Source organism: Leucobacter insecticola (assembly GCF_011382965.1).
Classification (GTDB): Bacteria; Actinomycetota; Actinomycetes; order Actinomycetales; family Microbacteriaceae; genus Leucobacter; species Leucobacter insecticola.
Genome location: NZ_CP049934.1, coordinates 368901 through 390100, shown reverse-complemented (window position 1 = coordinate 390100; position 21200 = coordinate 368901). Strand labels below are relative to the sequence as shown.

Here is a 21200-nt window from a genome sequence, read left to right as displayed (position 1 = left end):
CCATGAACGCACTGACACAGACCGGACTGATGCTGCGGTGGCAGCTGCGCCGGAGCCTCGAGTCGATCCCACTGTTGATCGTCGTGCAGGCGTTTCTTGCGGTGACGACCGTGCTCGGCTACAAGTTGCTCATCGGTGACGTCAGCCCCGAAATGGGACTGTACCTCGCAACCGGTGCCCCAACCGTCACCCTCATCATGGTGGGGTTGGTAATGACCCCGCAGCAGGTGGTGCAGGCCAAAACGGAGGGCACCTTCGACTGGATGCGTACGCTGCCCGTTCCCCGCATGGTGTTTCTGATCGCCGACATGGTGATGTGGACGCTCATCGCGCTGCCCGGCATGGTGCTCGGGGTGTTCATCGGTGCGTGGCGGTTTGATGTGGAGCTGACGGTGTCGCCGTGGGTGGTGCCGGCGGCGCTGCTCGTCTCCCTGACCGCGGCCGCCGTCGGTTACGCCATCGCGGTGCTCGTGAAACCAGCGGTCGCGCACCTGATCTCGCAGGCGCTGGTGTTTGTGGTGCTGCTGTTTGCACCCGTCAGTTACCCGGCTGACCGCATGCCCGAGTGGCTGCAGCGCGCCCACGAGTGGCTCCCGATCGCGCCGATGGCGGAACTGTTACGGGCGACGCTCGACACCTCCGCGTTCAGCATGTCCGGCCGGAGTCTTGTTGTGCTCCTGGTGTGGGCCGCTGCCGCGCTGGTCGCCGTGGGCGTTGCGCTGAAGCGGCGGGCGTAGGGTCGCGAACGCGCGACGCTATCCCTCGAAGATGTCGCCCAAGAACTCGAACGGGCTCTTCTTCTTGCGGTAGCTGCCCTGCTGCGAACCGTAGCCGCGGCCGTCGTAGCGGGGCTCATCGTAGCGCGGCTGAGGACGCTGCTGCTGGCGCGGCGGTTCGGGGGTGGATCGCGGCATTCCCTCAGACTCGGCCTGGGCGCGCTCAAGCATTTTGTCGAGTTCGCCACGGTCGAGCCAGACGCCGCGGCACTCCGGGCAGTAGTCGATCTCAATTCCCTGACGTTCACTCATCAACAGGGTGGTTCCATCTGTGGGGCAGTTCATGTTGCTCAGCGTAGGGACGCAGGCTTGGATCCTGCTCCCAGAGCAGCATACTCGCGGCGAATTCGAAGCTGGCGTGATGCGGGATCAGCCCCAGCCAAATACCTCGACCGGGTGAGTGACACGCCACCAGAAGTCTGGTGCCGTGAGCGTTTCCGCGGTGACGACGGGGATGTCATCTCGCCCGGTCGGGCTCTCGATCGGGATCGTGCCCACCCGAGTCCCTGCGGTTGCGGTGACGGGGAGCGTGGTGGCCTGGAGAGTGACGGAGCGCTCTGCGGATTCTCCAGGGAGCAACACGGAACTGGATCCGCGTTCTGCGAGCAGCGGGATCCGGTCCCCCTGCACGGTGGTGACCGTGCCGACAGCCTCGTTCTCCGCGACCACCTCAGTCTCCTGCGGGAGCAACGCGATCGCGCGGAGCGCGTCCCGCCCGGACTGCGCACGATCCTCTTTTGATGCGCGCCCCAGCGTGACCGCGAGCTGAGTGACGTTCCGCCCCAAGACGTCAATCTGTTGCGCGACCGCGAGGTTGTAGCCGGCGGAACTTGATGCCCCGGTCTTCACGCCGATCACGCCTGGGAGGGTGGCGACGAGCGGATTCGTGTTCTCGACGACTCCGATTCCCCACGGCAGCTCCGCGGTAGACATTTGGGTGAATTCCGCGGCGGCCGGGTTGTTGAGTACGAGGCGGGCGATCCGCAGAACGTCTGCCGCGCTCGCCGTATTGGCTTCATCCATGCCGGTCGGCTCCGCCATGGTGAGCGAGTCGAGGTCGTGTCGTACCTTCCAATCCTCGACCGCAGAAAGGTACGACGCGTTGTCGCCAAAAATCGAGTCCGCATAGGCGGCGGCGAAATCGTTGGCGGACGGCAAGAAGATGAGCGTCAGCATCTGACGCTGCGTTACTTCCGTGCCGACCGGGATCGGAAACGCGACGCCATCCATCGCGAGATACTCTTCCTGTTGCCTGGCGTCCTCCGCGGTCCAGACATGCGTGAACCCGTCGCTACCGGCCTCGAGTGGACGCTGCTCAAGGCCCACCAACACGGTCACCATTTTTGACAGACTCGCAAGCGGTTGCGGTTCGGGATCGTTTGTCCAGACCTCCTCACCTTCGAGCCACCCGATCGCGGTCGGTAGGTCCTGTGCGTCGACGGTCGCCTGGGCGGCCGCGGGGTCTAGCGTCTGTGTCGCTGCTGCTGCGTCGATGCTAATGATCGCTTCGGGCAGCGGTGTCAGCGCCACGGCGGCGGTGTAGCCCCCGAGGAGAAGCGCCACGATCCCGGACGCGGCGAGGGCAGTGGTGGCAACTTTTCGCCCGGTGTTCCGCGCAGCCGCGATCTTGCGTGCCGATGACCCGGAGTTGTCGGGCCGGGACGTGGGAGCGCTGGCCGGTTGAGTCACCCGCACAGTTTACCGGCTCCTCGCGGGCCTGATCCTGGCCGGCCAATGGACCGCCCATTCGCCGGGAGACCGCTCCGTTGCGTTGCATCGCGTGTGAATCATGGGTCCTTCCGCGAAAAGGCGGTCCATTGACGAAGGAGCGGTGAACAACGGGAGACGGTCGGCGCTAGCTAGCGCTGCGCGAGGCGTTGCGTCAGCCGATGCGCGTGCTCAAGCAGCAGGCGACCAAGCTCGGGGCGCCGGCCCGGCGAGAAGCGGGTCTCCACGCCGGTCAGGCTGAGCGCCCACGCGGGGTTCCCGGCCGGATCGAAGACGGCCGCGCCCATGCCCCAACTGCCCTCGACAATGAGTCCGGGGTTCTCCGCGTATCCCGTGCGTCGCGTCGCAGCAATACGCTCCTGCAGCGCGGTCGGGCTGTGGGCGTCGCCGTACTGCTGCGCGAGAGATGCCGTTGACAGGTACCGCCGGATCGTGTCATCGGGAAGAAACGACAGGATCGCGATCCCGGCGGATGCCACGCCCAGCGGGAACCGTTTGCCCTCGGTCAGCACAAACGAGCGGATGGGAAAGCTGCCATCTTGGCGCAGGAGGCAGATCGTTTCACCGCCGCGTCGCGCGGAGAGGAAGGCGCTTTCACCCGTCGCCTCCGCGAGCGCCAGGACGTGCTCGCGGGCGAGCTCCGTGATGTCGTATCGCTCCGCCGCGACCGTGCCCATGAGATACAGTTCCGGGCCGAGGAGCCAGCGACCGGACGCTGGATCGCGGTCGACAAAGCCGTGTTCGCCGAGGGCGCTCAGAAGTCGGTGGGTTGTGGGCCGCGAGAGCCCGGTTGATCGTGCGATGTCGCTGGTGCTCGCACCCCCCGGCATTGTGGTGCTGAGTGAGCGCAGAACAGCAGCGACCCGGCCCACCACCTGCGTACCCGGAGTGCTGGCTCCAGCGGGATCAATGCTCGACGCGACATTGTTCATATTGTGGACGCTATCACGTGAATTGCCCACTCGTCGAGCATTCTATTCGGTGCGATTGATCGCGAGACACCTGACAGCATACGATCAGCTCAGGACCGGCGTTGGTCGCAGTGTGGACGCAGGAGGACGAGCATGGCATCGAAATACTGGGGCAGTGCCGCGGAGGCGCTCGCGGACGTGGTGCACGACGGCATGACTATTGCGGTCGGCGGGTTTGGGTTGTGCGGGATCCCGCGTAACCTCATCGCTGCACTCCGGGACACCGGTGTGCGGGATCTGACCATCGTGTCCAACAACATGGGCGTCGACGGGAAAGGCCTCGGCCTGCTGCTCGAAAACCGGCAGGTATCGAAGGTGCTCGCGTCATACGTTGGCGAAAACCGACTCTTCGCCGAGCAGTATTTGAGCGGCGAACTGCACGTCGAGTTTGTGCCCCAGGGCACGCTCGCCGAACGGATGCGCGCGGGAGGGGCCGGGATCCCAGCCTTTTACACCCCCACCGGTGTCGGCACCCCGATCGCGGCGGGAAAACCCGAGGCCGAATTCGACAGTCAACGCGCGATCCTCGAGCGCGGCATCGTTGCTGATCTCGCGCTGGTGCGTGCGCACACCGCCGACGCGGCCGGCAACCTCAGATACCGACTGACGGCCCAAAACTTTAACCCGCTCGTCGCCAGTTGCGGGCGCGTCACCCTCGCTGAGACCGAGCATTTGAGCGAGACGTTCCTCGATCCGGAGCGGATCGACACCCCGGGCGTATTTGTGCAGCGGCTCGTCGAAGCCACAGACACCACTAAAGATATTGAGCAGCGCACGGTGCGCGAGCCGCAGGAGGCATGACATGTGGACACGTGATGAAATGGCTGCGATCGCCGCGAGCGAATTGACCGATGGGCAATATGTGAACCTCGGGATCGGAATCCCCACGCTCGTCGCGAACCATCTGCCCGAAGGGGTCAGCGTGATGCTGCAGAGCGAAAACGGGATCCTCGGAATGGGTCCCTTCCCGATGGCCGGTGAAGAGGACGCCGATCTGATCAACGCGGGGAAACAGACGGTGGCGCTCGTGCCCGGAGCATCAATCTTCGATTCGGCCACCTCGTTTGGCATGATCCGTGGCGGTCACGTGCAGACCGCGATTCTTGGCGCGTTGCAGGTGGCGGGAAACGGCGATTTGGCGAACTGGACGATCCCGGGCAAGCTCGTGAAGGGTATGGGCGGGGCCATGGATCTGGTGGCTGGAACTCCCCGCGTCATCGTCATCACGGACCACGTTGCGAAGGACGGCGCGCCGAAGGTGGTGGCGGAGTGTGACCTCCCACTGACGGGGGCCGGAGTGGTTGACCGGATCATTACGGACCGCGCAGTGTTCGATGTGCGAGAGAATGGGCTTGTACTCACACGCATTGCTCCGGGTTTGAGTGTCGACGACATTCGGGTTTGCACCGGAGCCACGTTCACAGTCGAATTGGAAGGCGCTATCTCATGAGTGAATCTGCCGTTATCGCAGGATATGCCCGCACGCCGTTCACGAAGTTCACCGGCCAACTTGCTGCCCAGCCAGCAACAGTGCTCGGCGGGCACGCGGTACGGGCCGCGCTGCAGCGAGCCGGGATCGCACCCGAGCAGGTGGATGCGGTCGTTGCGGGGCAGGTGCTGCAGGGCGGCGCGGGCCAAAACCCGGCGCGACAGACTGCAGTGGCGGCGGGGATCCCGCTGGGCGTTCCCGCGATCACGCTCAATGCGGTGTGTCTGTCGGGCACCGAGGCGGTTGCCCAGGCCGCCCGTTTGATCCGGGCCGGAGAAGCAGAGATCGTTGTGGCTGTGGGGCAGGAGTCAATGTCGCTCGCCCCCCACGTGATCCCGATGCGTGCCGGCACAAAATACGGCACCGCGCAGCTCGTTGACACCGTGGATCACGACGGCTTGACCGATGCGTTCGAGCGCACAGCGATGGGCAAGCTCACGGAAGAGGGCAACACTCCGCTCGGGCTGACCCGAGAAGAGCAGGACGCGTTCGCCGCAGAATCGCACCGACGCGCTGCGGCATCATCGGCGTTCTTTGCTGAGGAGATATCGCCGTTCGTTGTTGCTTCGCGCCGCGGCGAGACGGAGGTGAGCGCCGATGACGGGATTCGCGCGGACACGACCGCCGCGTCACTGGCCGGATTGCGTCCCGCGTTTGCGAAGGACGGCACCATCACCGCGGGCAACGCTTCCCAGATCACCGATGGTGCCGCGGCACTGGTGCTGGTGAGTGAGAGCGCGGCGGCGCGTCTGGGGTTGCGTGCGATCGCGCGGGTTGAAGCGACGGCTCTGGTGGCCGGACCTGACGTGCACCTGCACTCACAGCCGGCGCGCGCGATCGCTGCCGCCCTCGATAAGGTCGCGGGCGGTGCGGGCGTGGCGGATCTTCGGGCCGTCGAGATCAACGAGGCGTTTGCGGCCGTTGGCGTGCAGTCCACCCGGGAGCTGGGCCTCGATCCCGAGATCGTCAACGTGCACGGCGGAGCGATCGCTCTTGGGCACCCCATCGGCGCATCCGGCGCGCGGATCGTCGGAACCCTCGCCAGGCAGCTCGCTGAACTCGGCGCAGGATCCCTCGGCGCCGTGGGCATCTGCGGCGGCGGCGGGCAGGGCAGCGCGGTGGTGCTGCGGGCGCTGTAGGTCCTAGGGGTCGGCTACTGCAGGACCTCAATGAGTTCTGCGATCTCGATGTGGCGACCCGTGAAGAACGGTGCCTCTGCCCGCACGTGGGTGTGAGCAGATATTGCCCGAAGCGCTCGCGTCGTGTCGACAAGTTCGGTGAGGCCATCGGACTCGAGGGCCAAGAGCCACTCGTGATCGCCGAGTGAAAACATCTCTACGGTGTGCGCCGTAACCCCCGGAAACTCTGCGTGAATTCGGCGGTACTCGGCAGCCTCCTGGCTGCGCTCGGCTGGCTCGAGCAGGAACCACTCGCGAGAACGCTCGAAGGGGTACACCGAAAGCCATTGTTTTGCCGGGGTTCCCGAGACGAATCCGGGAGTATGGGTTGGCGCAACCTCGGCTTCTTCATGCGAAGCTGCTTCGCGGTGCATGCCGACGGCACTCCAGACACGCACGAGTGGTCGAAGTAATTCGGTGCGTCGGAGCTCACGCAATGCCCACTGCAGGTCTTCGGCAGCAGTGCCGTGGAGCCACACCATCACATCAGCATCGGAGCGCAACCCACTGACGTCGTAGCAGCCACGGAGAACAACCCGCTCGTTTGCAATGAGCTCTACGACGTCCTCGAATTCCCGCACCACGCCCTCAACGTCGCGCCCATCGAAGACGTGGGGATGACTCGAACTCACGCGAAATACGGCGAAGAGGGTGAAAACCACGGGACTCGTCGCCTCGCTTATGGCAGAAGCTGGGGCAGGAATTGTGGGCACTTCTGAGCGGCTCATGCCTCCATCCTCGCGGTACTCGCTGCGCGACGCAATAGCGGGCAGCTCGGGTGTGCCCCAAACTGAACGTGAAGCGTCAACCCTCCGCAGATGCGGGCGAGACTGTTGTCGCACACGACGCTTTGGGTTCGCCGGGTGGCACCGGGTCAACGTTGGCTGCGGATCGACCAAAGCCTCCAAACCTCATCGCTGCGAAGTCGAGCAGGGCAGCGGCGCGCTTGCTGAGCACCAGGTCCTCGGGCCAGATACCGACCACGTGTGTCACAGTAATAGGGGGATCGAGCGGCCGGATAATGACCGGACGGCCCTCGACACTTGAATGCGAGGCATTGGGGCGTGACATGAGCAGGCCGTATCCCAGGCCGCGCCCGACGAGCGCCTCGACGAGGCTGATCTGGGTGACTCGTGCCTTAATCTGCGGCTCGAGGCTGCGTGCGGTGAACGCGTCAATGACATTGAGGGTGCCTGGAGTGGCCGCGAACTGAATATAGGGATCTCCCGCGAGGTCGGATATGTCCACGGTTTCCGCGCTCGCGAGTGGATGATCCTGGTGCAGATGTGCCTCAAGCTCGGTGGCGTAGATTTCTTGACGGTGGTACCCGAGGGGCAATGACACATCGTAGACCAGGGCGACATCGAGGTGGCCTGCTTGGAGGGCTGCGATCAGTTCTTCGTTGGTGCCGACGGTGATCTCGATCTGAACTTCGGGGTGTTCCCGGGGGAATCCCTCGAGAAGTTCTGGAAGCACGTGCGTAGCGAAGCTCGAATAGCACCCGAGCTTCACGGGTCCTCGAAGCGCTGGGCCCTGACGCGAACCCAGAACGAGTTCCTGGGTATCGACAACGATCTGGCGTGCGTGTTTGGCGAATTGCTGACCCGTCGGCGTCAGGGTGAGACCCCGCGCCTTGCGGCGCACGCACAGTTGCTCGCCAACCGTCCGTTCGAGGGAGGTGATGGCTTGGGACAACGCGGATTCAGAGATGTGAAGGTGCGCTGCGGCAGCACTGAGGGTGGCGAAGTTCGGGAGTGCCGCGAACAGTTCGAGCTGGCGCAGAGTTACGTCGGCCACGGCCACCTCTTCCTCGAGCAAATTCTTAAGTTAGATCGAACTATATCTTCAATTTACTGCGATTTACATGCAGAGTTGGTCCCGCCACACTGGAAAGGCACACTCCCACATTCTTCCTCACGGGGGGAGAAACAACGACGTTAGGGACACGATGAGCACCACCCTTGCCGCTGGCACCGCCAGCTCCCAGCGCCGAATCGCCTTCGCGACGATCATCGGCACCACCATCGAATGGTACGATTTCTTCATTTACGCGACGAGCGCGAGCCTCGTGTTTGCGCAGCTCTTCTTCGAGCCGGCGGGCAAGAGCATTGCACTCCTGCTCTCCTTCGCGACAGTGGGCATATCTTTTCTCTTCCGACCGCTGGGGGCGTTCCTCGCCGGCCACTTCGGGGATGCCCTGGGGCGGCGGGTGATGCTCGTCATCACGCTCATTCTCATGGGCGCGGCGACAACACTCATCGGAATCTTGCCCACCTACTCGCAGATCGGAATCGCGGCGCCGATTCTGCTGTTGCTGCTGCGCATTCTGCAGGGTCTCTCCGCCGGCGGCGAGTGGGGCGGCGCTGCCCTGATGGCCGTCGAGCACGCCCCGGCAGGGCGTCGTGGACGTGCCGGATCCTGGCCCCAGTTGGGGGTTCCGCTTGGCTTTCTGCTCGCCTCAGGCATGACTGCGCTGATGACCGGCGTGATCTCTCCCGGCGACGCTTTTCTGCAGTGGGGCTGGCGCGTGCCGTTCCTCGTGAGTGTGGTTTTGATCGTTGTTGGCTTCTTGATCCGCCGTTCGGTCTCGGAGAGCCCGGTGTTCGCTGAAATTGCGAAACGGGGTAAGCAAACCCGGGCGCCGATTGTGGCCCTATTCAAAAACCACTGGCGCCTCGTCATTCTGGCTGCACTCGTGTTCGTGGGTAACAGCACCCTGGGCTACATGACCACGGGCGGCTTCCTGAATAACTACGCCATCACCGAACAGGGGCTTGACCGCACGGTGGTCCTTGTGGCGGCGGCTGTTGCGGCAGGGGTGTGGTTTTTCTCGACCCTCATCGCGGGGTATCTCGCGGACATCATCGGCAGGAAAAACACGTTCCTTGTCGGCTTCGCTGTCCAGGCGGCGGTGGTGTTCCCCATCTTCTGGCTCGTCGATCATGGCGGAGTACCGGGGCTCTATGCCGCCCTCATCCTGATCTCGATCGGGCTCGGTCTGACGTACGGACCGTTGGCCACCTGGTACGCGGAGCTGTTCCCCGCGTCGATCCGCTTCTCGGGGGTGTCGATTACCTATGCACTGGGGGCAGTGTTCGGCGGGGCCTTTGCGCCGATGATCGCACAGATGCTTCTCGGGGCGACGGGATCAACGGTGGCCATCTCCTCGTATCTGCTGCTCGCGACGCTGCTCGGGGCTATCGGGGCGCTGTGCCTGCGGGATCGCCCGGGTATTCCGCTCGGGCCCGACCACGAGGTCGAGCAGACCGCCGGCGGAAGCGTATTCGCGCCGCGTCATGCCGCCCCTGAACTCGCGGCGACCCGGTAGCAAGCGGCCTGTCCTGTCAATTGAGCGAAAGAAGAACAATGGTAAGTCAGACCACCAGAATTGCGGTCATCGGCGGGGGCATGGGAGGCCTGACCGCGGCGATTGCGTTGACGAGGATCGCGGAAGTTCAAGTGACCGTGTTCGAGCGAGCGAGCAAGCTGGGGGAGGTGGGCGCAGGTGTCACGGTCGCCCCGAACGCTCAGCGGGTGCTCGACACGCTCGGTGTACTCGAACAGGTGAAGCGCGCGGGTGCCGTCCCCGAGGGGCACGGGGTGTATCAGGACGCGATGGGCAGATTGGTGACCGACGCCGCATGGGAGGACTCGGCGAAGCAGTACCGGAACATCGGGATGTATCGGCCGGACCTCATCGACGTGCTGGCGCGCGAGGTGAACCCGGAGACCATCCGCCTTGGGCACAAGCTGGTGTCTGTCAGCGCGCAGGACTCCGGAGTACATGTCGAGTTCGAGAACGGCGTGCGCGATGTATTCGACGCCGTCGTAGGAGCGGACGGCATCCATTCGGTGGTGCGGGGGGCCGTGGGTCAGTTCCCGGATCCCGTCTATTCCGGATATATGGTCTACCGCGGCGTCGTTGACGCGTCCCGTCTGCCCGAGGACTGGCCCAGGATCAGCCAGGTGTGGATGGGCAATAAACGTCACTTCATGTGTTACCCGCTGCAGCAGGGCAAGCTGTTCAACTTTGTCGCCGGTGTGCCGAGCGACCGTCCACTGCAGGGGCCATGGTCTGGACCTGCAGAGGTGGGTGAACTCGCTGCCGAGTTTGCGGGAGACGGTTGGGATCAAAGCCTGCACCGCTTTATGCGAGAAATCGACGAGACGTTTTGGTGGGGGCTGTTTGACCACGAACCTCTCACCAACTGGTCGAAGGGGCCGATTGCGCTTCTCGGTGATGCGGCGCACACGATGCTTCCCCACCAGGGGCAGGGTGTGAACCAGGCAATCGAGGACAGCATGGCTCTCGCGACGTTCTTGCGGGCGGCAGAGAGTGTTGCCGAGATTCCTGAGGCATTCAGGCGTTACACCTCGGTGCGTATGCAGCGTACGGCGATCCTGCAGCACGGTTCACGAAGAGCCGGTGCAATGTTTGATGCACAGTATGAATTTGCGGACCTCAAGAAGCGCGATGCAGACCTGCGAGTCGGACGTGATTTCCGGCGCAGCGCCGTGTTCGACTACGACGCAAAGAAAGTCGCCGAAAGGGCACTGAACCGATTCAGGAGGATCGCGTAATCATGACTTCGATCAGCATTATTGGAAGCGGAAAGATGAGCGCGGCGATTGCCGCGGTCGCAACACGCGCCGGGGCGAGCATCCAGATTCTTCGGCGCAGCACGACGAGTTCGTCGGGGGATCACCCCGATATCACCTACGGTGCAATCGGGGACGACCTCACCGGCGACCTCGTGGTGCTCGCCGTCCCCTATGTCGCGTATCCAAGCATTCTTGCGCACTATCGCGAGCAACTCGGCGAGAAGGTCGTCGTCGATATCAGCAACCCCATCGATTTCACGACCTACGATCAGTTGATGGTGCCGGCAGACTCCTCAACGGCCGCAGAGCTCGTTAAGCAGCTCCCCGAAGGTGCGGCCGTCGTGAAGGCGTTCAACGTCAATCTCGGTGACACGCTCACCGCAGGCACCAACGGCACGACCGTCACCACCGTCCTGTTCGCGGGCGACTACGCTGAGGCGAAAATGGCCGTCGCCGCGCTCGTCGAGGGTGCCGGTATGCGGGCGATCGACGTCGGGCCGCTCACGCGTGCGCGCGAGCTTGAAGCGATGGGTTTTCTGCAGATCGCATTGTCGGCGCTCGGGAAGACGCGTAACGAGTCGGGGTTCACGCTGCTTGATTAGGGGGTGCCCCCGTCTTGCTTGTCAGTCTGCGAGGGTCGTTTCTGGTGAGGATCCCGAGGTGCTGACCGCAGCATTCAGCCCGTGATATCATTGACCAAATAGATTGATATCACTCTGGAGGTGGTTTCGATGGCGCAGCTACTCATTCGCCAGTTGCCTGACGAAGTGAAAGAAGGGTTGCGGGAGCTCGCTCGCGAGAAGGGCCGCTCCATGGAGGCTGAGGCGCGCGCGATTCTCGTGGACCGCATTCGAGCAGAGAATCGTGTGACCGTGGAATACGAGGGGACGTCAAGCGTTCAAAAGCTCCATGAAATCCACGGTGTGAAGCTGCTGAACAAGGGGCCGGGGGCACGCACTGTGACCTTTGAAGAAACTCAAGCCTTGATCGATGAGTTCGTGTGACCCGGTACTTACTCGACACCAATGTGCTCATAGCTCTGTGTGACCCTGAGCAGACGTTCCACGAAGCCGCGAGTCGCTGGTTCTATGAGAGAGGAATCCGCGGCTGGCTCACATGCCCGATCACGGAGAACGGTACCGTCCGGATCCTGAGCTTAGCGAAATACCCCGGGAGCCAGCCGCCTCAAGCGGTGCTCGAAAGTCTCCGTAGTCTCCTCATGGTCGGCAATCACGAGCACATTCCTGATGACGTCTCACTGCTCGATGACAACATTGATCCGAGCCAGATCAGTGGATCAGGCCTAGTCACAGACACTTACCTTGCGCTGCTCGCCCACTATCACGGTGCCGAGCTGGCCACGTTTGATCGGAGGATTTCGACCGCTGCTCTGCGAGTGAATGGAAGGGTTCATCAGATCCCTGTGTAATCGAGGAGGACTCGCTACCTCTCGCTTCGCTCTGTAGGCAGCTGCCGTGTGTGGCACTACGCGTTCCCCAAAGGCGACACGTTAGCAGAGGGCGCGCACACGCACGGATAGGCACGTGGGGCAGCCCTCAAGTTTCTCGTATTCGGCGATCGCAACCTCGGTGACGGCGTAGCCGAGATCCCGCAGCATCTCCGCCGTCTTCGGGGCCGATGCCGAGATCAGCAGCTCCGAGTCACTCAGGCACACGACCGCGGTGCCGTGCGGTTCGGGAACCGGTAGGAACCGGGGAAAGATCCCCGGCTGATCAACGAAGTCGGGGTAACCGATCACGGTGCCGTCGGGCAGCGCGGTGACGGCGGTCTTCAGGTGCAGCACCTTCGTGACGGGAACCGCCACCACGGTGCCGCCCAGCGGGGCCAGGATCCGGCGCAACTGCGCGATGCCCTCCGCGTTGGTGCGTCCGCCGCGGCCAACATAGACGGTGTCACCGACCTTCAACACGTCGCCGCCGTCGAGTGTGCCAGGGGCCTGGATCTCGGCGATCGGGCAGCCGAGCGCTTGCAGGGCGCGGCGGGTGCCGTCGACCTCGGGCTTGCGGCTGTCTGCGCCGGGCCGGCTGATCACGGCGACATTGCGGAACATCACGACGGTGTCCTCGATGAACACGGAGTCGGGGCAGTCGTCTGCGGGATCCACCTCGATGGTCTCCCAACCGTGCGCCTGCAGCGCTGCGACATAGCCACGCCATTCCTCCTGCGCCCGGCCTAGGTCGACGGTGACCTTCTCGATGTGGTCAACGATCCCGTCGTCGAGGAGTGGGCTGGGCTTGCGAACCAGGGCGATTTTCGACATGCGTTTCTCTCTGTAGCGGGCTGCGAATTCCAATCCCAGCGTAGTGGGCATACGGAGTGCATGAGCTGCGAACGAGATGCAGTTGCGGCGCCGGAGCCAAACTCTTTATCGTCCCACGGCGCAGGACACTAGCGAGGATCGAGGGGTTTCGCTAAACTTGAGTCATATTCACTCAAGTTTTAATTTCAACGTGAAGATCAGGAGGAATCACATGCAGGCCAATTGGCAGCCCGCCCAAGAAGAGGGCGAGCAGAGCGCACTCGAACAGTTCGGCGTGAACCTCACCGAGGTGGCGCGATCCGGCAAGCTCGACCCGGTGATTGGGCGTGACTCTGAGATTCGCCGGGTGAGCCAGGTGCTCACGCGCCGTACCAAGAACAACCCGGTGCTGATCGGGGAGCCCGGTGTCGGAAAGACCGCGGTGGTGGAGGGCCTCGCCCAGCGGATCGTCGCCGGTGACGTCGCAGAGTCCCTCAAAGACAAGGAACTCATCTCGCTCGATATCTCCGCGCTGATTGCCGGTGCGAAATACCGGGGTGAGTTCGAGGAACGCATGAAGGCGGTGCTGCAGGAGATCAAGGAGTCCGACGGCAAATTCATCACCTTCATTGATGAGCTGCACACGCTGATGGGCGCGGGCGGCGGGGAATCCTCCGTCGCGGCATCGCAGATGCTGAAGCCGATGCTGGCGCGCGGAGAGCTCCGTCTGATTGGCGCGACCACCCTCGACGAATACCGCGAATACATCGAAAAGGATGCGGCCCTCGAACGCCGGTTCCAGCAGGTGTACGTGGGGGAGCCATCGGTGGAGGACACCATCGCGATCCTGCGCGGACTGAAGGAACGCTACGAAGCGCACCACAAGGTCACGATCGCCGATTCCGCGCTGGTCGCGGCGGCCTCTCTTTCCGATCGCTACATCTCCGCGCGGCAGCTGCCCGACAAAGCCATCGACCTCATCGACGAGGCCGCGTCGCGCTTGCGCATGGAGATCGACTCCGCGCCGATGGAGATCGACGAGCTGCGCCGTTCCGTCGACCGGCTGAAGCTTGAAGAGCTCGCGCTGAAGAAGGAAAAGGACGAGGCTTCGAAGGAGCGCTTGGCCAAGTTGCGGGAGGATCTCGCGCTGCGCCAAACAGAGCTTGATGTGCTCGAGGATCGCTGGGAGCGCGAGCGTGCGTCGCTGAACCGTGTCGGTGAGCTTCGCGAGAAGCTCGACCAGATGCGGATCGACGCCGAGCGTGCTCAGCGCGAGGGCAACCTTGAACGCGCCTCGAAGCTGCTCTACGGCGAGATCCCCGTCATCGAAAAGCAGTTGCAGGAGGCCGAGCGCGCGGAACTCTCCGAGGACATCGACGGCGAGCCGCGCATGGTGAACGACCAGGTCACGGACGAAGAGATCGCTGGCGTCGTTGCCGCGTGGACGGGGATCCCGGTCGGGCGTCTCCTGCAGGGCGAGACCGAGAAATTGATGGCGCTGGAGGGCGAGCTGGGCAAGCGGCTCATCGGTCAGGGCGATGCGACGCGCGCCGTTGCCGATGCCGTGCGGCGCACGCGGGCCGGGATCGCGGATCCCAACCGTCCCACGGGTTCCTTCCTGTTCCTTGGCCCAACGGGCGTTGGCAAGACCGAGCTCGCGAAGGCGCTCGCTGAATTCCTCTTTGACGATGAACACGCGATGGTTCGCATCGACATGTCGGAATACGGTGAGAAGCACTCCGTCTCGCGGCTTGTTGGAGCGCCCCGGGATACGTGGGCTACGAGCAGGGAGGCCAGCTGACGGAGGCCGTGCGGCGGCGCCCATACTCGGTGGTGCTGCTCGACGAGGTCGAGAAGGCGCATCCCGAGGTGTTCGATGTGCTGCTGCAGGTGCTCGATGATGGGCGGCTGACCGACGGCCAGGGTCGCACCGTCGATTTCCGCAACGTGATCCTGATCCTGACTTCGAACCTGGGAAGCCAGTACCTGATCGACCCCGAGATGGCCTGGAATGCCAAGGAAGATGCGGTGCGCGAGACGGTGCGCCGAGCCTTCAAGCCAGAGTTCATCAACCGACTCGACGAGATGGTGATCTTCCGCCCGCTCACCGAGGTGGATCTCGCGCAGATCGTGGAGCTGTCGATCGACCGGCTGCAGATTCGTCTCGCGGATCGTCGCCTCACGGTGGGTGTCACGCCCGCGGCACGCAGCTGGCTCGCCTCCCGCGGCTACGATCCGATCTACGGTGCCCGCCCGCTGCGTCGCCTGATGCAGCGTGAGATCGATGACCGGCTGGCGCGCGCGATTCTCTCTGGTGAAGCACGCGATGGCGACACGGTGCTGGTTGATCTCGCAGAAGACGGTTCAGCCCTCACGCTTTCGACGGTGGGGGAGTAGCATCGCGACCATGAATTCACTCACACGCATCGGTACCTCAGATCTCAGGATCGCCCCGCTCGTTCTCGGCAGCAACGTGTTTGGCTGAACCGCGGATCAGCCCACCTCCTTTGACGTTCTCGACGCTTTCGTGGCGGGTGGGGGCAACTTCCTTGACACCGCGGACGGTTACTCGGCGTGGTCTGCTCCCGGCGGCGATCGAACAGCGCGGGCCCAATCGGTGAGAGAATCGACGGGTGACTGAAACCCGCGATCCCGAACCCACCGTGCCCAGCCACTCAGCAGAACCAGAACCCAGTGCTGAACGCACCACCTTCGGTGTCGGGCCGTGGCCGGGTGGCCGGGATGCGTGGCCCAGCGAGGCACACTTCGATCCCGAACTGCTTGAGCACGGTGATTCGCGCAACGTGATCGACCGCTACCGGTACTGGAGCATGCGGGCGATTGTCGCGGATCTCGACGAGCACCGGCACCCCTTCCACGTCGCTATCGAGAACTGGCAGCACGACATGAACATTGGGTCGATCGTCCGCAGCGCCAACGCGTTTGCCGCCGACACGGTGCACATCGTGGGCCGCCGCCGCTGGAACAAGCGCGGCGCCATGGTGACCGATCGCTACCAGCACGTTGAGCATCGCGAAGACGTGGCGACGCTTGCCGCCTGGGCCCGCGAAGAGGGGATTCCGATCATCGCTATCGACAACGTTCCCGGTTGTGTCCCGATGGAGACCTTCGACTGGCCCGAACGGTGCGTCATGCTCTTCGGCCAGGAGGGACCCGGCCTCACCGCAGAAGCGATTGCGGCCGCGGAGGCCGTCGTGGAGATCACCCAGTACGGATCCACACGCTCCATCAACGCTTCCGCTGCCGCCGCGGTATCGATGTTTAGCTGGGTGCAGCAGCATTCACCGCTCGCGCCGCGCTAGCGGTGTTGGCGACCACCTCACGACAGGCCACTATCTCGACGAGAAGCCAGTTCACGTGCGGCGGTAGGGTGCCTTCTCGTCGAGATAGTGGTTTCTCGTTGAGGAGCGAGGAGTGGGAGCAGCAGCTACCCGATGTCGCGGCGCCAGCGCACCAGCCAGCCCGCGCAGACCGCGACCACGGCGTAGGCGAGGAGTATTGCGAGCCCACCCCACATTCCCAGCCCGCCAGATGCCGTCGGCATGGTGGGGTCGAGGGAAGAGAGATCGTTCATCGCGCTCGAACCGACAAACGCGTCGCTTGCGGCGCCGGGCAGATACTTGGCGACCTCGGCGCTCCACTCCCAGAACTGTGCTGCGGCCCGCAGTACCGGTTCCAGGAACTGCGTGAACACCAGCGCCAGCACGATCGCGAACGCTTGATTGCGAACGAGGATCCCAACGCCAAAACCGATGATTGCCCAGATCGCCATGGCCGCGACGATGCGAGCGAAGAGCAGCCAGGTTTCGGAGCTGTCGAGTAGGGCATCGCCCTCGGTTGCCACGAGTACCGGCGCTCCGGCCGCCACGGCACCGATCAATCCCAAAACTCCGAGCAGCAGACCGACGGCCAGCAGAACCAGCGACTTGCTCACGAGGACAACGCCCCGTCGCGGCTCAAGCGTGAAGGTCAGCCCAAGTGTGCGGTGGCGCAGTTCGCCGGTTACCATCAGGGCACCAAGCAGCAGCGGGATCACATACCCGAACGCGGTCACGGACGAATAAACGAGTCCGGCCGTCTGCTGGGCTGGCAGTTCGATCCCGGTGCTACCGAGCGCCTCACCCATCGAGCTGAAGATAAAGGCGAAGGTCGCGGCCATCATCGCCGAGTATCCGGCGAGTACCAGGGCGAGGATCCACCACAGCTTCGTCGCGCGTACCTTGCGTAGTTCCGAGGACATACTGCGCGTGAGCCGGCTCATGCTGCGCCCCCTTCGTTCGCGGCCGGGGCGTCGGGATCGCTGCCGCCTTCCCGTCTGGTGTGCGGTCGTTCGCTCCCCTCGATGAGCTCGAGGAAGCTCTGCTCCAGTTCGCTCTCTTCGACGCTCAGATGGGACAGCGGGATCGCGGTCTCGAGCGACATTTGGCCGATGGCCTCGGGCGCAAGGCCGACCACGCGCATGAGGTCACCACGGACCCCGTGGACTCGCCCGCCAGAGAGTTCCAGGGCGCGCGCCAGGGCGGCCTGATCGAGGGCGGAAACAAGGACGGTGCGTTCCTTGTTGCCCTGCTGTAGCTCCGATAGTGGGCCAGCGAAGGCGAGCTCTCCGCGGCGGATCACCACGACGTCATCCACGGTCTGCTGTACCTCACTGAGCAGGTGCGACGACAACAGCACGGTTTTGCCCTCGGCTGCAAGATGCTTCAGTAGAGATCTGATCCAGTGGATCCCCTCAGGGTCCAAGCCGTTGATGGGTTCGTCGAGTATTAGGACCTGCGGGTCGCCGAGAAGCGCTGCGGCCAGTGCGAGACGCTGCCGCATGCCGAGCGAATATCCGCCGGTTTTCCGGTCCGCTGCAGCGCTCAATCCCACGAGGTCGAGTTTTTCCGAGACCGCGGTGGCGGGCACACCGATCGCCCTGCGCACAATATCGAGGTGTGCCCGGCCGGTGTGGGCAGCATGGAAATCTGCGGAGAGTGAGGCCCCGACCGTCAGCGCGGGCCGTTCGAGTGACGTGTAAGGGACTCCGCCGATGGTGGCGCTGCCGCTGTCGGGGCGCACGAGCCCGAGCAGCACTGAGAGAGTGGTGGTCTTGCCGGAGCCGTTGGGGCCGAGAAAGCCGGTTACGCGGCCGGGCTCTGCAACAAAGCTGAGACCATTGACCGCCTGCAACCCGCCGAAGCGTTTTGAAAGTTCAGTGACTTCGATTCTGCCTGCGTGTGCGTTATCCATTGCTTGCTTCCTCCTCCCCCATGCTCTTCCAGTGTGCCAGAGGCGCCGGGGGTTCGCATGCCCGTCAGCTTCGAAGATCCATGCGACCAAGCGAAGCGCGTATGCAAAAGACAAGATTGAAGTTATGCAAAATACTAGTTTGTGAGTATGAAAAAAGCTAGTTTACGTGCATGCAAAATCGTAGATTAGTTCGCCCGTGGGCTACAATTCGGGGATGAAGGCTTATCTCCCACGGGTAGCAGATCGTCAGTTGACCGCTCGTCTCGGGCGCATGGGAGCGGTCGTGATCGAGGGACCAAAGGCGTGCGGGAAAACTGCAACCGCATCGCAGCTGGCGCGAACGGTGGTGCGGTTGGACCAAGATCACACAGCCAGGGCGATGCTCGAGCTTGACCAGGGAGCGCTCTTCGCAGGTGAGCCGCCAATTCTGTTTGATGAATGGCAAATCGCGCCGGCCATCTGGAATGCGGTACGCCGGGAGGTTGATGATCGGAGCGAGCGTGGGCAGTTCATCCTGACCGGATCCGCCACCCCTCGCGACGACGTGGCTCGTCATTCTGGATCGGGGCGTATTGGCACCATCCGAATGCGACCTATGAGTCTTTTCGAATCGGGGCACTCGACGGGCAGTGTCTCTCTGCAGGCGCTGCTGAGCGGAGAAGCGCAGCGCGGAGTCTCCGCGGAGATCGCCTATCAAGGGTTACTAGAGCGCATCGTCATTGGCGGCTGGCCTGAACTCATCGATGCAAATGAAAGTGACGCGCGAGAGTGGGTCAGTGACTATTTGAAGCAAATGGTTGAGGTTGATGTTCCCTCTCTGGGGCATCGCAGACAGCCCAGGCGGCTTCAGCGGCTGCTGGCTTCTCTGGCACGGGGCACTGGGCAACCGATCAAGCTCTCCGAACTTGCGAAGGACGTTGGTGGTGGTGAGGCTGCGGCGGTTTCGACCATTGCTGGCTATCTCGACACGCTCGCAAGATTGGGGCTGACCGATGATTCAGAAGCATGGCGACCGCATATGCGTTCCGGCGTGCGTCTACGGAAAGCTCCGGTGCGGTACTTCGTGGATCCGTCAGTCGGCATGGCCGCGCTTGGGTTGGGAACTGAAGCGCTCAGAAAGGATCCCCGTGCCGCAGGGTTCTATTTCGAGTCATTGGTGATTCGGGATCTCCGGGTGTATTCGGAGCCACTGCGTGGAGTCGTCGAATCATGGCGAGATTCAAACGGACATGAGATTGATGCCGTTGTGACATTGCCCGATGGATCCTGGGCGGCATGCGAGGTGAAGCTCAACCCGAGAGACGCAGACGCCGCCGCGGCATCTTTGCTCAGGTTCGCCGAGAAGATTGACACCTCGCGGCACGGGGACCCCGCTGCACTGTGCGTCATCACATCTTCAGGGCACGCGGGGCTTCGCGCCGACGGTGTTCATGTTGTCCCCATTACCGCGTTGGGGCCCTGAAACGCGCCGTGGCCCCGAAACCTGTCCGAGCGAGCATCGCTACAGGGGGCCCTCAACGGAAGCTGCGTCTGCCTCGGCGCCCGCTTCAACGCCAGCCTCAGCGTTCCGCGCCTTGTTTCTGCGCACGAACACGTAGGCGATGACGGCGATCACGAGGCACGGGATCCCGCTCGGCAGTGTCGCACGGAACGCCTCCGTCATCGCCGTGCTCACCATTAGAGCGAGCATCAGGATCGCGCCGAGCACGGATCCGATGCGCGACCCGAGGATCTTGTAACCGAGCGTTTCCCCGCGCTTGGCAAGGGTGCGCCGGAACCCAATGTGCGTCACGAAAATCATGAACCAGGTGAACATCGCCCCGAACATCGAGACGGCAAACATCATGGTGAACGCCTCGTCCGGGAACATGACGTAGATGATGGTCGCGACCGCGATCCCGCCGGTTGACAGCAGCAGCGCGTTGAGCGGCGCACCGTTCCGCCGCACCTTGCCGAACATGCGGGGGCCTCTCCTGCGCGGGACAGCGAGAACATCATCCGGGTCGAGATGTAGAGCTGGCTGTTCATTGCGGAGAGCGCCGCGATGATGACCACGAAGTTGAGGATCGAGTCGGCGAAGGGGATCCCGACCACCTGCATCATCGTCACGAAGGGGCTGCCGCCGGCGAGGATCTCGGAGACGGGAGCGATGGAGACGATAAGCGCGAGCGTCAAGAAGTAGAACACGGCGAGCCGCAGCATCGTCACTCGGAACGCGCGCTTCACGGCCTTCTCGGGTTCTTTCGCCTCGCCCGCGGCCACCGCGATCATTTCGATGCTGAGATAGCTGAAGATCGACACGATGACCGCAAACCACACGCCCGAGAGGCCGTTGGGCATGAAGCCGCCCTCTGCTGTCCAGTTGTGGAAGCCGTACTTTGGCTCCCCGGAGAAGAACACCAGCCAGGCCGCGACGATGATAAACGCAAGGATTGCGAACACCTTGATTGAGGAGAACCAGTATTCGAGCGTGCCAAAACTCTTGACATTGAGTGCGTTGACACCGATCAGGGCCGCCGAAAACAGCACCACCCAAATCCACGGCGGCACCCCCGGGAACCACAACTGCATGTACTCGCCAACAGCGGTAACCTCTGTGCCTACCGCGAGCACAATGCACAGCCAGTACATGTAGCGCGTCAGGAAGCCGTAGATCGGTCCGAGGTAGTGCTCCGCGTACGCCCCGAACGACCCAGAGGTGGGGTGTTTCACGGTCATCTCGGCGAGACCGGCCATCAGCATCAACGCGATCAGACCACCGATGATGTAGCTCAGGATCACGGCGGGGCCGGCGAACCCGATCGCGAACTTGCTGCCGAGAAACAGGCCCGTCCCGATCGCGCCGCCGAGCGCGATCATGCCGAGCTGACCGGAGGTGAGACTGCGCTTGAGCCCAATCTCGCGGGTTTGTATGTCGGTGAAATCACTCATGGCGGTTCCTTA

At 63.4% G+C, this 21200-nt stretch carries 19 protein-coding genes and 2 pseudogenes; 12 read left to right on the top strand and 9 right to left on the bottom strand.

Features of this window, described 5'->3' with window-relative positions; genetic code table 11:
- Nucleotides 1-2 precede the first annotated feature (2 nt).
- Nucleotides 3-737 carry an ABC transporter permease gene (locus G7067_RS01790; protein ID WP_166321514.1) on the top strand — a complete coding sequence of 245 codons (735 nt, stop codon included), beginning with the start codon at nucleotides 3-5 and terminating at the stop codon, nucleotides 735-737.
- 18 nt (nucleotides 738-755) lie between these two features.
- Here the strand turns inward: G7067_RS01790 and G7067_RS01785 are convergent, their stop codons facing one another.
- The 3 genes from G7067_RS01785 to G7067_RS01775 form a co-directional block, all read right to left on the bottom strand.
- Nucleotides 756-1061: a TFIIB-type zinc ribbon-containing protein gene (locus G7067_RS01785; RefSeq protein ID WP_166321513.1), complete on the bottom strand. Its 306-nt coding sequence runs from the start codon at nucleotides 1059-1061 to the stop codon at nucleotides 756-758.
- 84 nt (nucleotides 1062-1145) lie between these two features.
- Nucleotides 1146-2465, bottom strand: coding sequence for a D-alanyl-D-alanine carboxypeptidase family protein (locus G7067_RS01780; RefSeq protein ID WP_166321512.1), 1320 nt, complete (start codon nucleotides 2463-2465; stop codon nucleotides 1146-1148).
- Nucleotides 2466-2635: 170 nt separating this feature from the next.
- Nucleotides 2636-3436 carry an IclR family transcriptional regulator gene (locus tag G7067_RS01775; RefSeq protein WP_166321511.1) on the bottom strand — a complete coding sequence of 267 codons (801 nt, stop codon included), beginning with the start codon at nucleotides 3434-3436 and terminating at the stop codon, nucleotides 2636-2638.
- Between the two features lie 132 nt (nucleotides 3437-3568).
- On the opposite strand from G7067_RS01775, the gene G7067_RS01770 reads away from it, so the two are divergent.
- The 3 genes from G7067_RS01770 to G7067_RS01760 are packed head-to-tail and all read left to right on the top strand — an operon-like array spanning nucleotide 3569 to nucleotide 6103.
- Entirely contained in the window at nucleotides 3569-4276 is a 708-nt protein-coding gene (locus tag G7067_RS01770) for a CoA transferase subunit A (RefSeq protein WP_166321509.1), read from the top strand.
- Nucleotide 4277: 1 nt separating this feature from the next.
- Nucleotides 4278-4925: a 3-oxoacid CoA-transferase subunit B gene (locus tag G7067_RS01765; RefSeq protein WP_166321507.1), complete on the top strand. Its 648-nt coding sequence runs from the start codon at nucleotides 4278-4280 to the stop codon at nucleotides 4923-4925.
- Nucleotides 4922-6103, top strand: coding sequence for an acetyl-CoA C-acyltransferase (locus tag G7067_RS01760; protein ID WP_166321505.1), 1182 nt, complete (start codon nucleotides 4922-4924; stop codon nucleotides 6101-6103). Before G7067_RS01765 ends, G7067_RS01760 begins: the two co-directional genes overlap by 4 nt.
- Before the next feature lie 14 nt (nucleotides 6104-6117).
- Here the strand turns inward: G7067_RS01760 and hemQ are convergent, their stop codons facing one another.
- Entirely contained in the window at nucleotides 6118-6870 is a 753-nt protein-coding gene (gene hemQ, locus G7067_RS01755) for a hydrogen peroxide-dependent heme synthase (protein ID WP_166321503.1), read from the bottom strand.
- Between the two features lie 76 nt (nucleotides 6871-6946).
- A complete protein-coding gene (locus G7067_RS01750; RefSeq protein WP_166321501.1) occupies nucleotides 6947-7939 on the bottom strand; it encodes a LysR substrate-binding domain-containing protein in 993 nt (330 codons plus the stop codon).
- Nucleotides 7940-8090: 151 nt separating this feature from the next.
- On the opposite strand from G7067_RS01750, the gene G7067_RS01745 reads away from it, so the two are divergent.
- The 5 genes from G7067_RS01745 (at nucleotide 8091) to G7067_RS01725 (ending at nucleotide 12173) form a co-directional block, all read left to right on the top strand.
- Nucleotides 8091-9470 (top strand): MFS transporter, encoded by a 1380-nt coding sequence (locus tag G7067_RS01745; protein ID WP_166321499.1) that lies wholly within the window; start codon nucleotides 8091-8093, stop codon nucleotides 9468-9470.
- 38 nt (nucleotides 9471-9508) lie between these two features.
- On the top strand, nucleotides 9509-10723 hold the full coding sequence (locus G7067_RS01740; protein ID WP_166321497.1) for an FAD-dependent monooxygenase: 1215 nt from the start codon (nucleotides 9509-9511) through the stop codon (nucleotides 10721-10723).
- A gap of 2 nt (nucleotides 10724-10725) precedes the next feature.
- A complete protein-coding gene (locus G7067_RS01735) occupies nucleotides 10726-11346 on the top strand; it encodes an NADPH-dependent F420 reductase (RefSeq protein WP_166321495.1) in 621 nt (206 codons plus the stop codon).
- A gap of 129 nt (nucleotides 11347-11475) precedes the next feature.
- Nucleotides 11476-11748: a FitA-like ribbon-helix-helix domain-containing protein gene (locus G7067_RS01730; protein ID WP_166321492.1), complete on the top strand. Its 273-nt coding sequence runs from the start codon at nucleotides 11476-11478 to the stop codon at nucleotides 11746-11748.
- A complete protein-coding gene (locus G7067_RS01725; protein ID WP_166321490.1) occupies nucleotides 11745-12173 on the top strand; it encodes a TA system VapC family ribonuclease toxin in 429 nt (142 codons plus the stop codon). Before G7067_RS01730 ends, G7067_RS01725 begins: the two co-directional genes overlap by 4 nt.
- Nucleotides 12174-12254: 81 nt before the next feature.
- Here the strand turns inward: G7067_RS01725 and ddaH are convergent, their stop codons facing one another.
- The gene (ddaH, locus tag G7067_RS01720) at nucleotides 12255-13025 is read right to left on the bottom strand and encodes a dimethylargininase (protein WP_166321488.1); all 771 of its coding nucleotides are present in this window, start codon (nucleotides 13023-13025) and stop codon (nucleotides 12255-12257) included.
- Between the two features lie 211 nt (nucleotides 13026-13236).
- Here ddaH and G7067_RS14585 point away from each other — a divergent pair.
- Together G7067_RS14585 and G7067_RS01705 are read left to right on the top strand one after the other, a co-directional pair.
- Nucleotides 13237-15401: pseudogene (locus G7067_RS14585) on the top strand (ATP-dependent Clp protease ATP-binding subunit).
- 236 nt (nucleotides 15402-15637) lie between these two features.
- On the top strand, nucleotides 15638-16327 hold the full coding sequence (locus G7067_RS01705) for a TrmH family RNA methyltransferase (RefSeq protein ID WP_425280689.1): 690 nt from the start codon (nucleotides 15638-15640) through the stop codon (nucleotides 16325-16327).
- A gap of 125 nt (nucleotides 16328-16452) precedes the next feature.
- On the opposite strand, the gene G7067_RS01700 is transcribed toward G7067_RS01705, so the two are convergent.
- Both G7067_RS01700 and G7067_RS01695 read right to left on the bottom strand, forming a co-directional pair.
- Nucleotides 16453-17286 (bottom strand): ABC transporter permease, encoded by an 834-nt coding sequence (locus G7067_RS01700; protein WP_166321486.1) that lies wholly within the window; start codon nucleotides 17284-17286, stop codon nucleotides 16453-16455.
- Nucleotides 17283-18257, bottom strand: a complete 975-nt coding sequence (locus G7067_RS01695; RefSeq protein ID WP_166321484.1) for an ATP-binding cassette domain-containing protein — start codon at nucleotides 18255-18257, stop codon at nucleotides 17283-17285. Before G7067_RS01695 ends, G7067_RS01700 begins: the two co-directional genes overlap by 4 nt.
- A 214-nt stretch (nucleotides 18258-18471) precedes the next feature.
- Here G7067_RS01695 and G7067_RS01690 point away from each other — a divergent pair, with 214 nt between their 5' ends.
- Entirely contained in the window at nucleotides 18472-19719 is a 1248-nt protein-coding gene (locus tag G7067_RS01690; RefSeq protein WP_166321482.1) for an ATP-binding protein, read from the top strand.
- A gap of 39 nt (nucleotides 19720-19758) precedes the next feature.
- Here the strand turns inward: G7067_RS01690 and G7067_RS01685 are convergent.
- Nucleotides 19759-21116, bottom strand: a pseudogene (locus G7067_RS01685) (amino acid permease).
- Nucleotides 21117-21200: the final 84 nt, after the last annotated feature.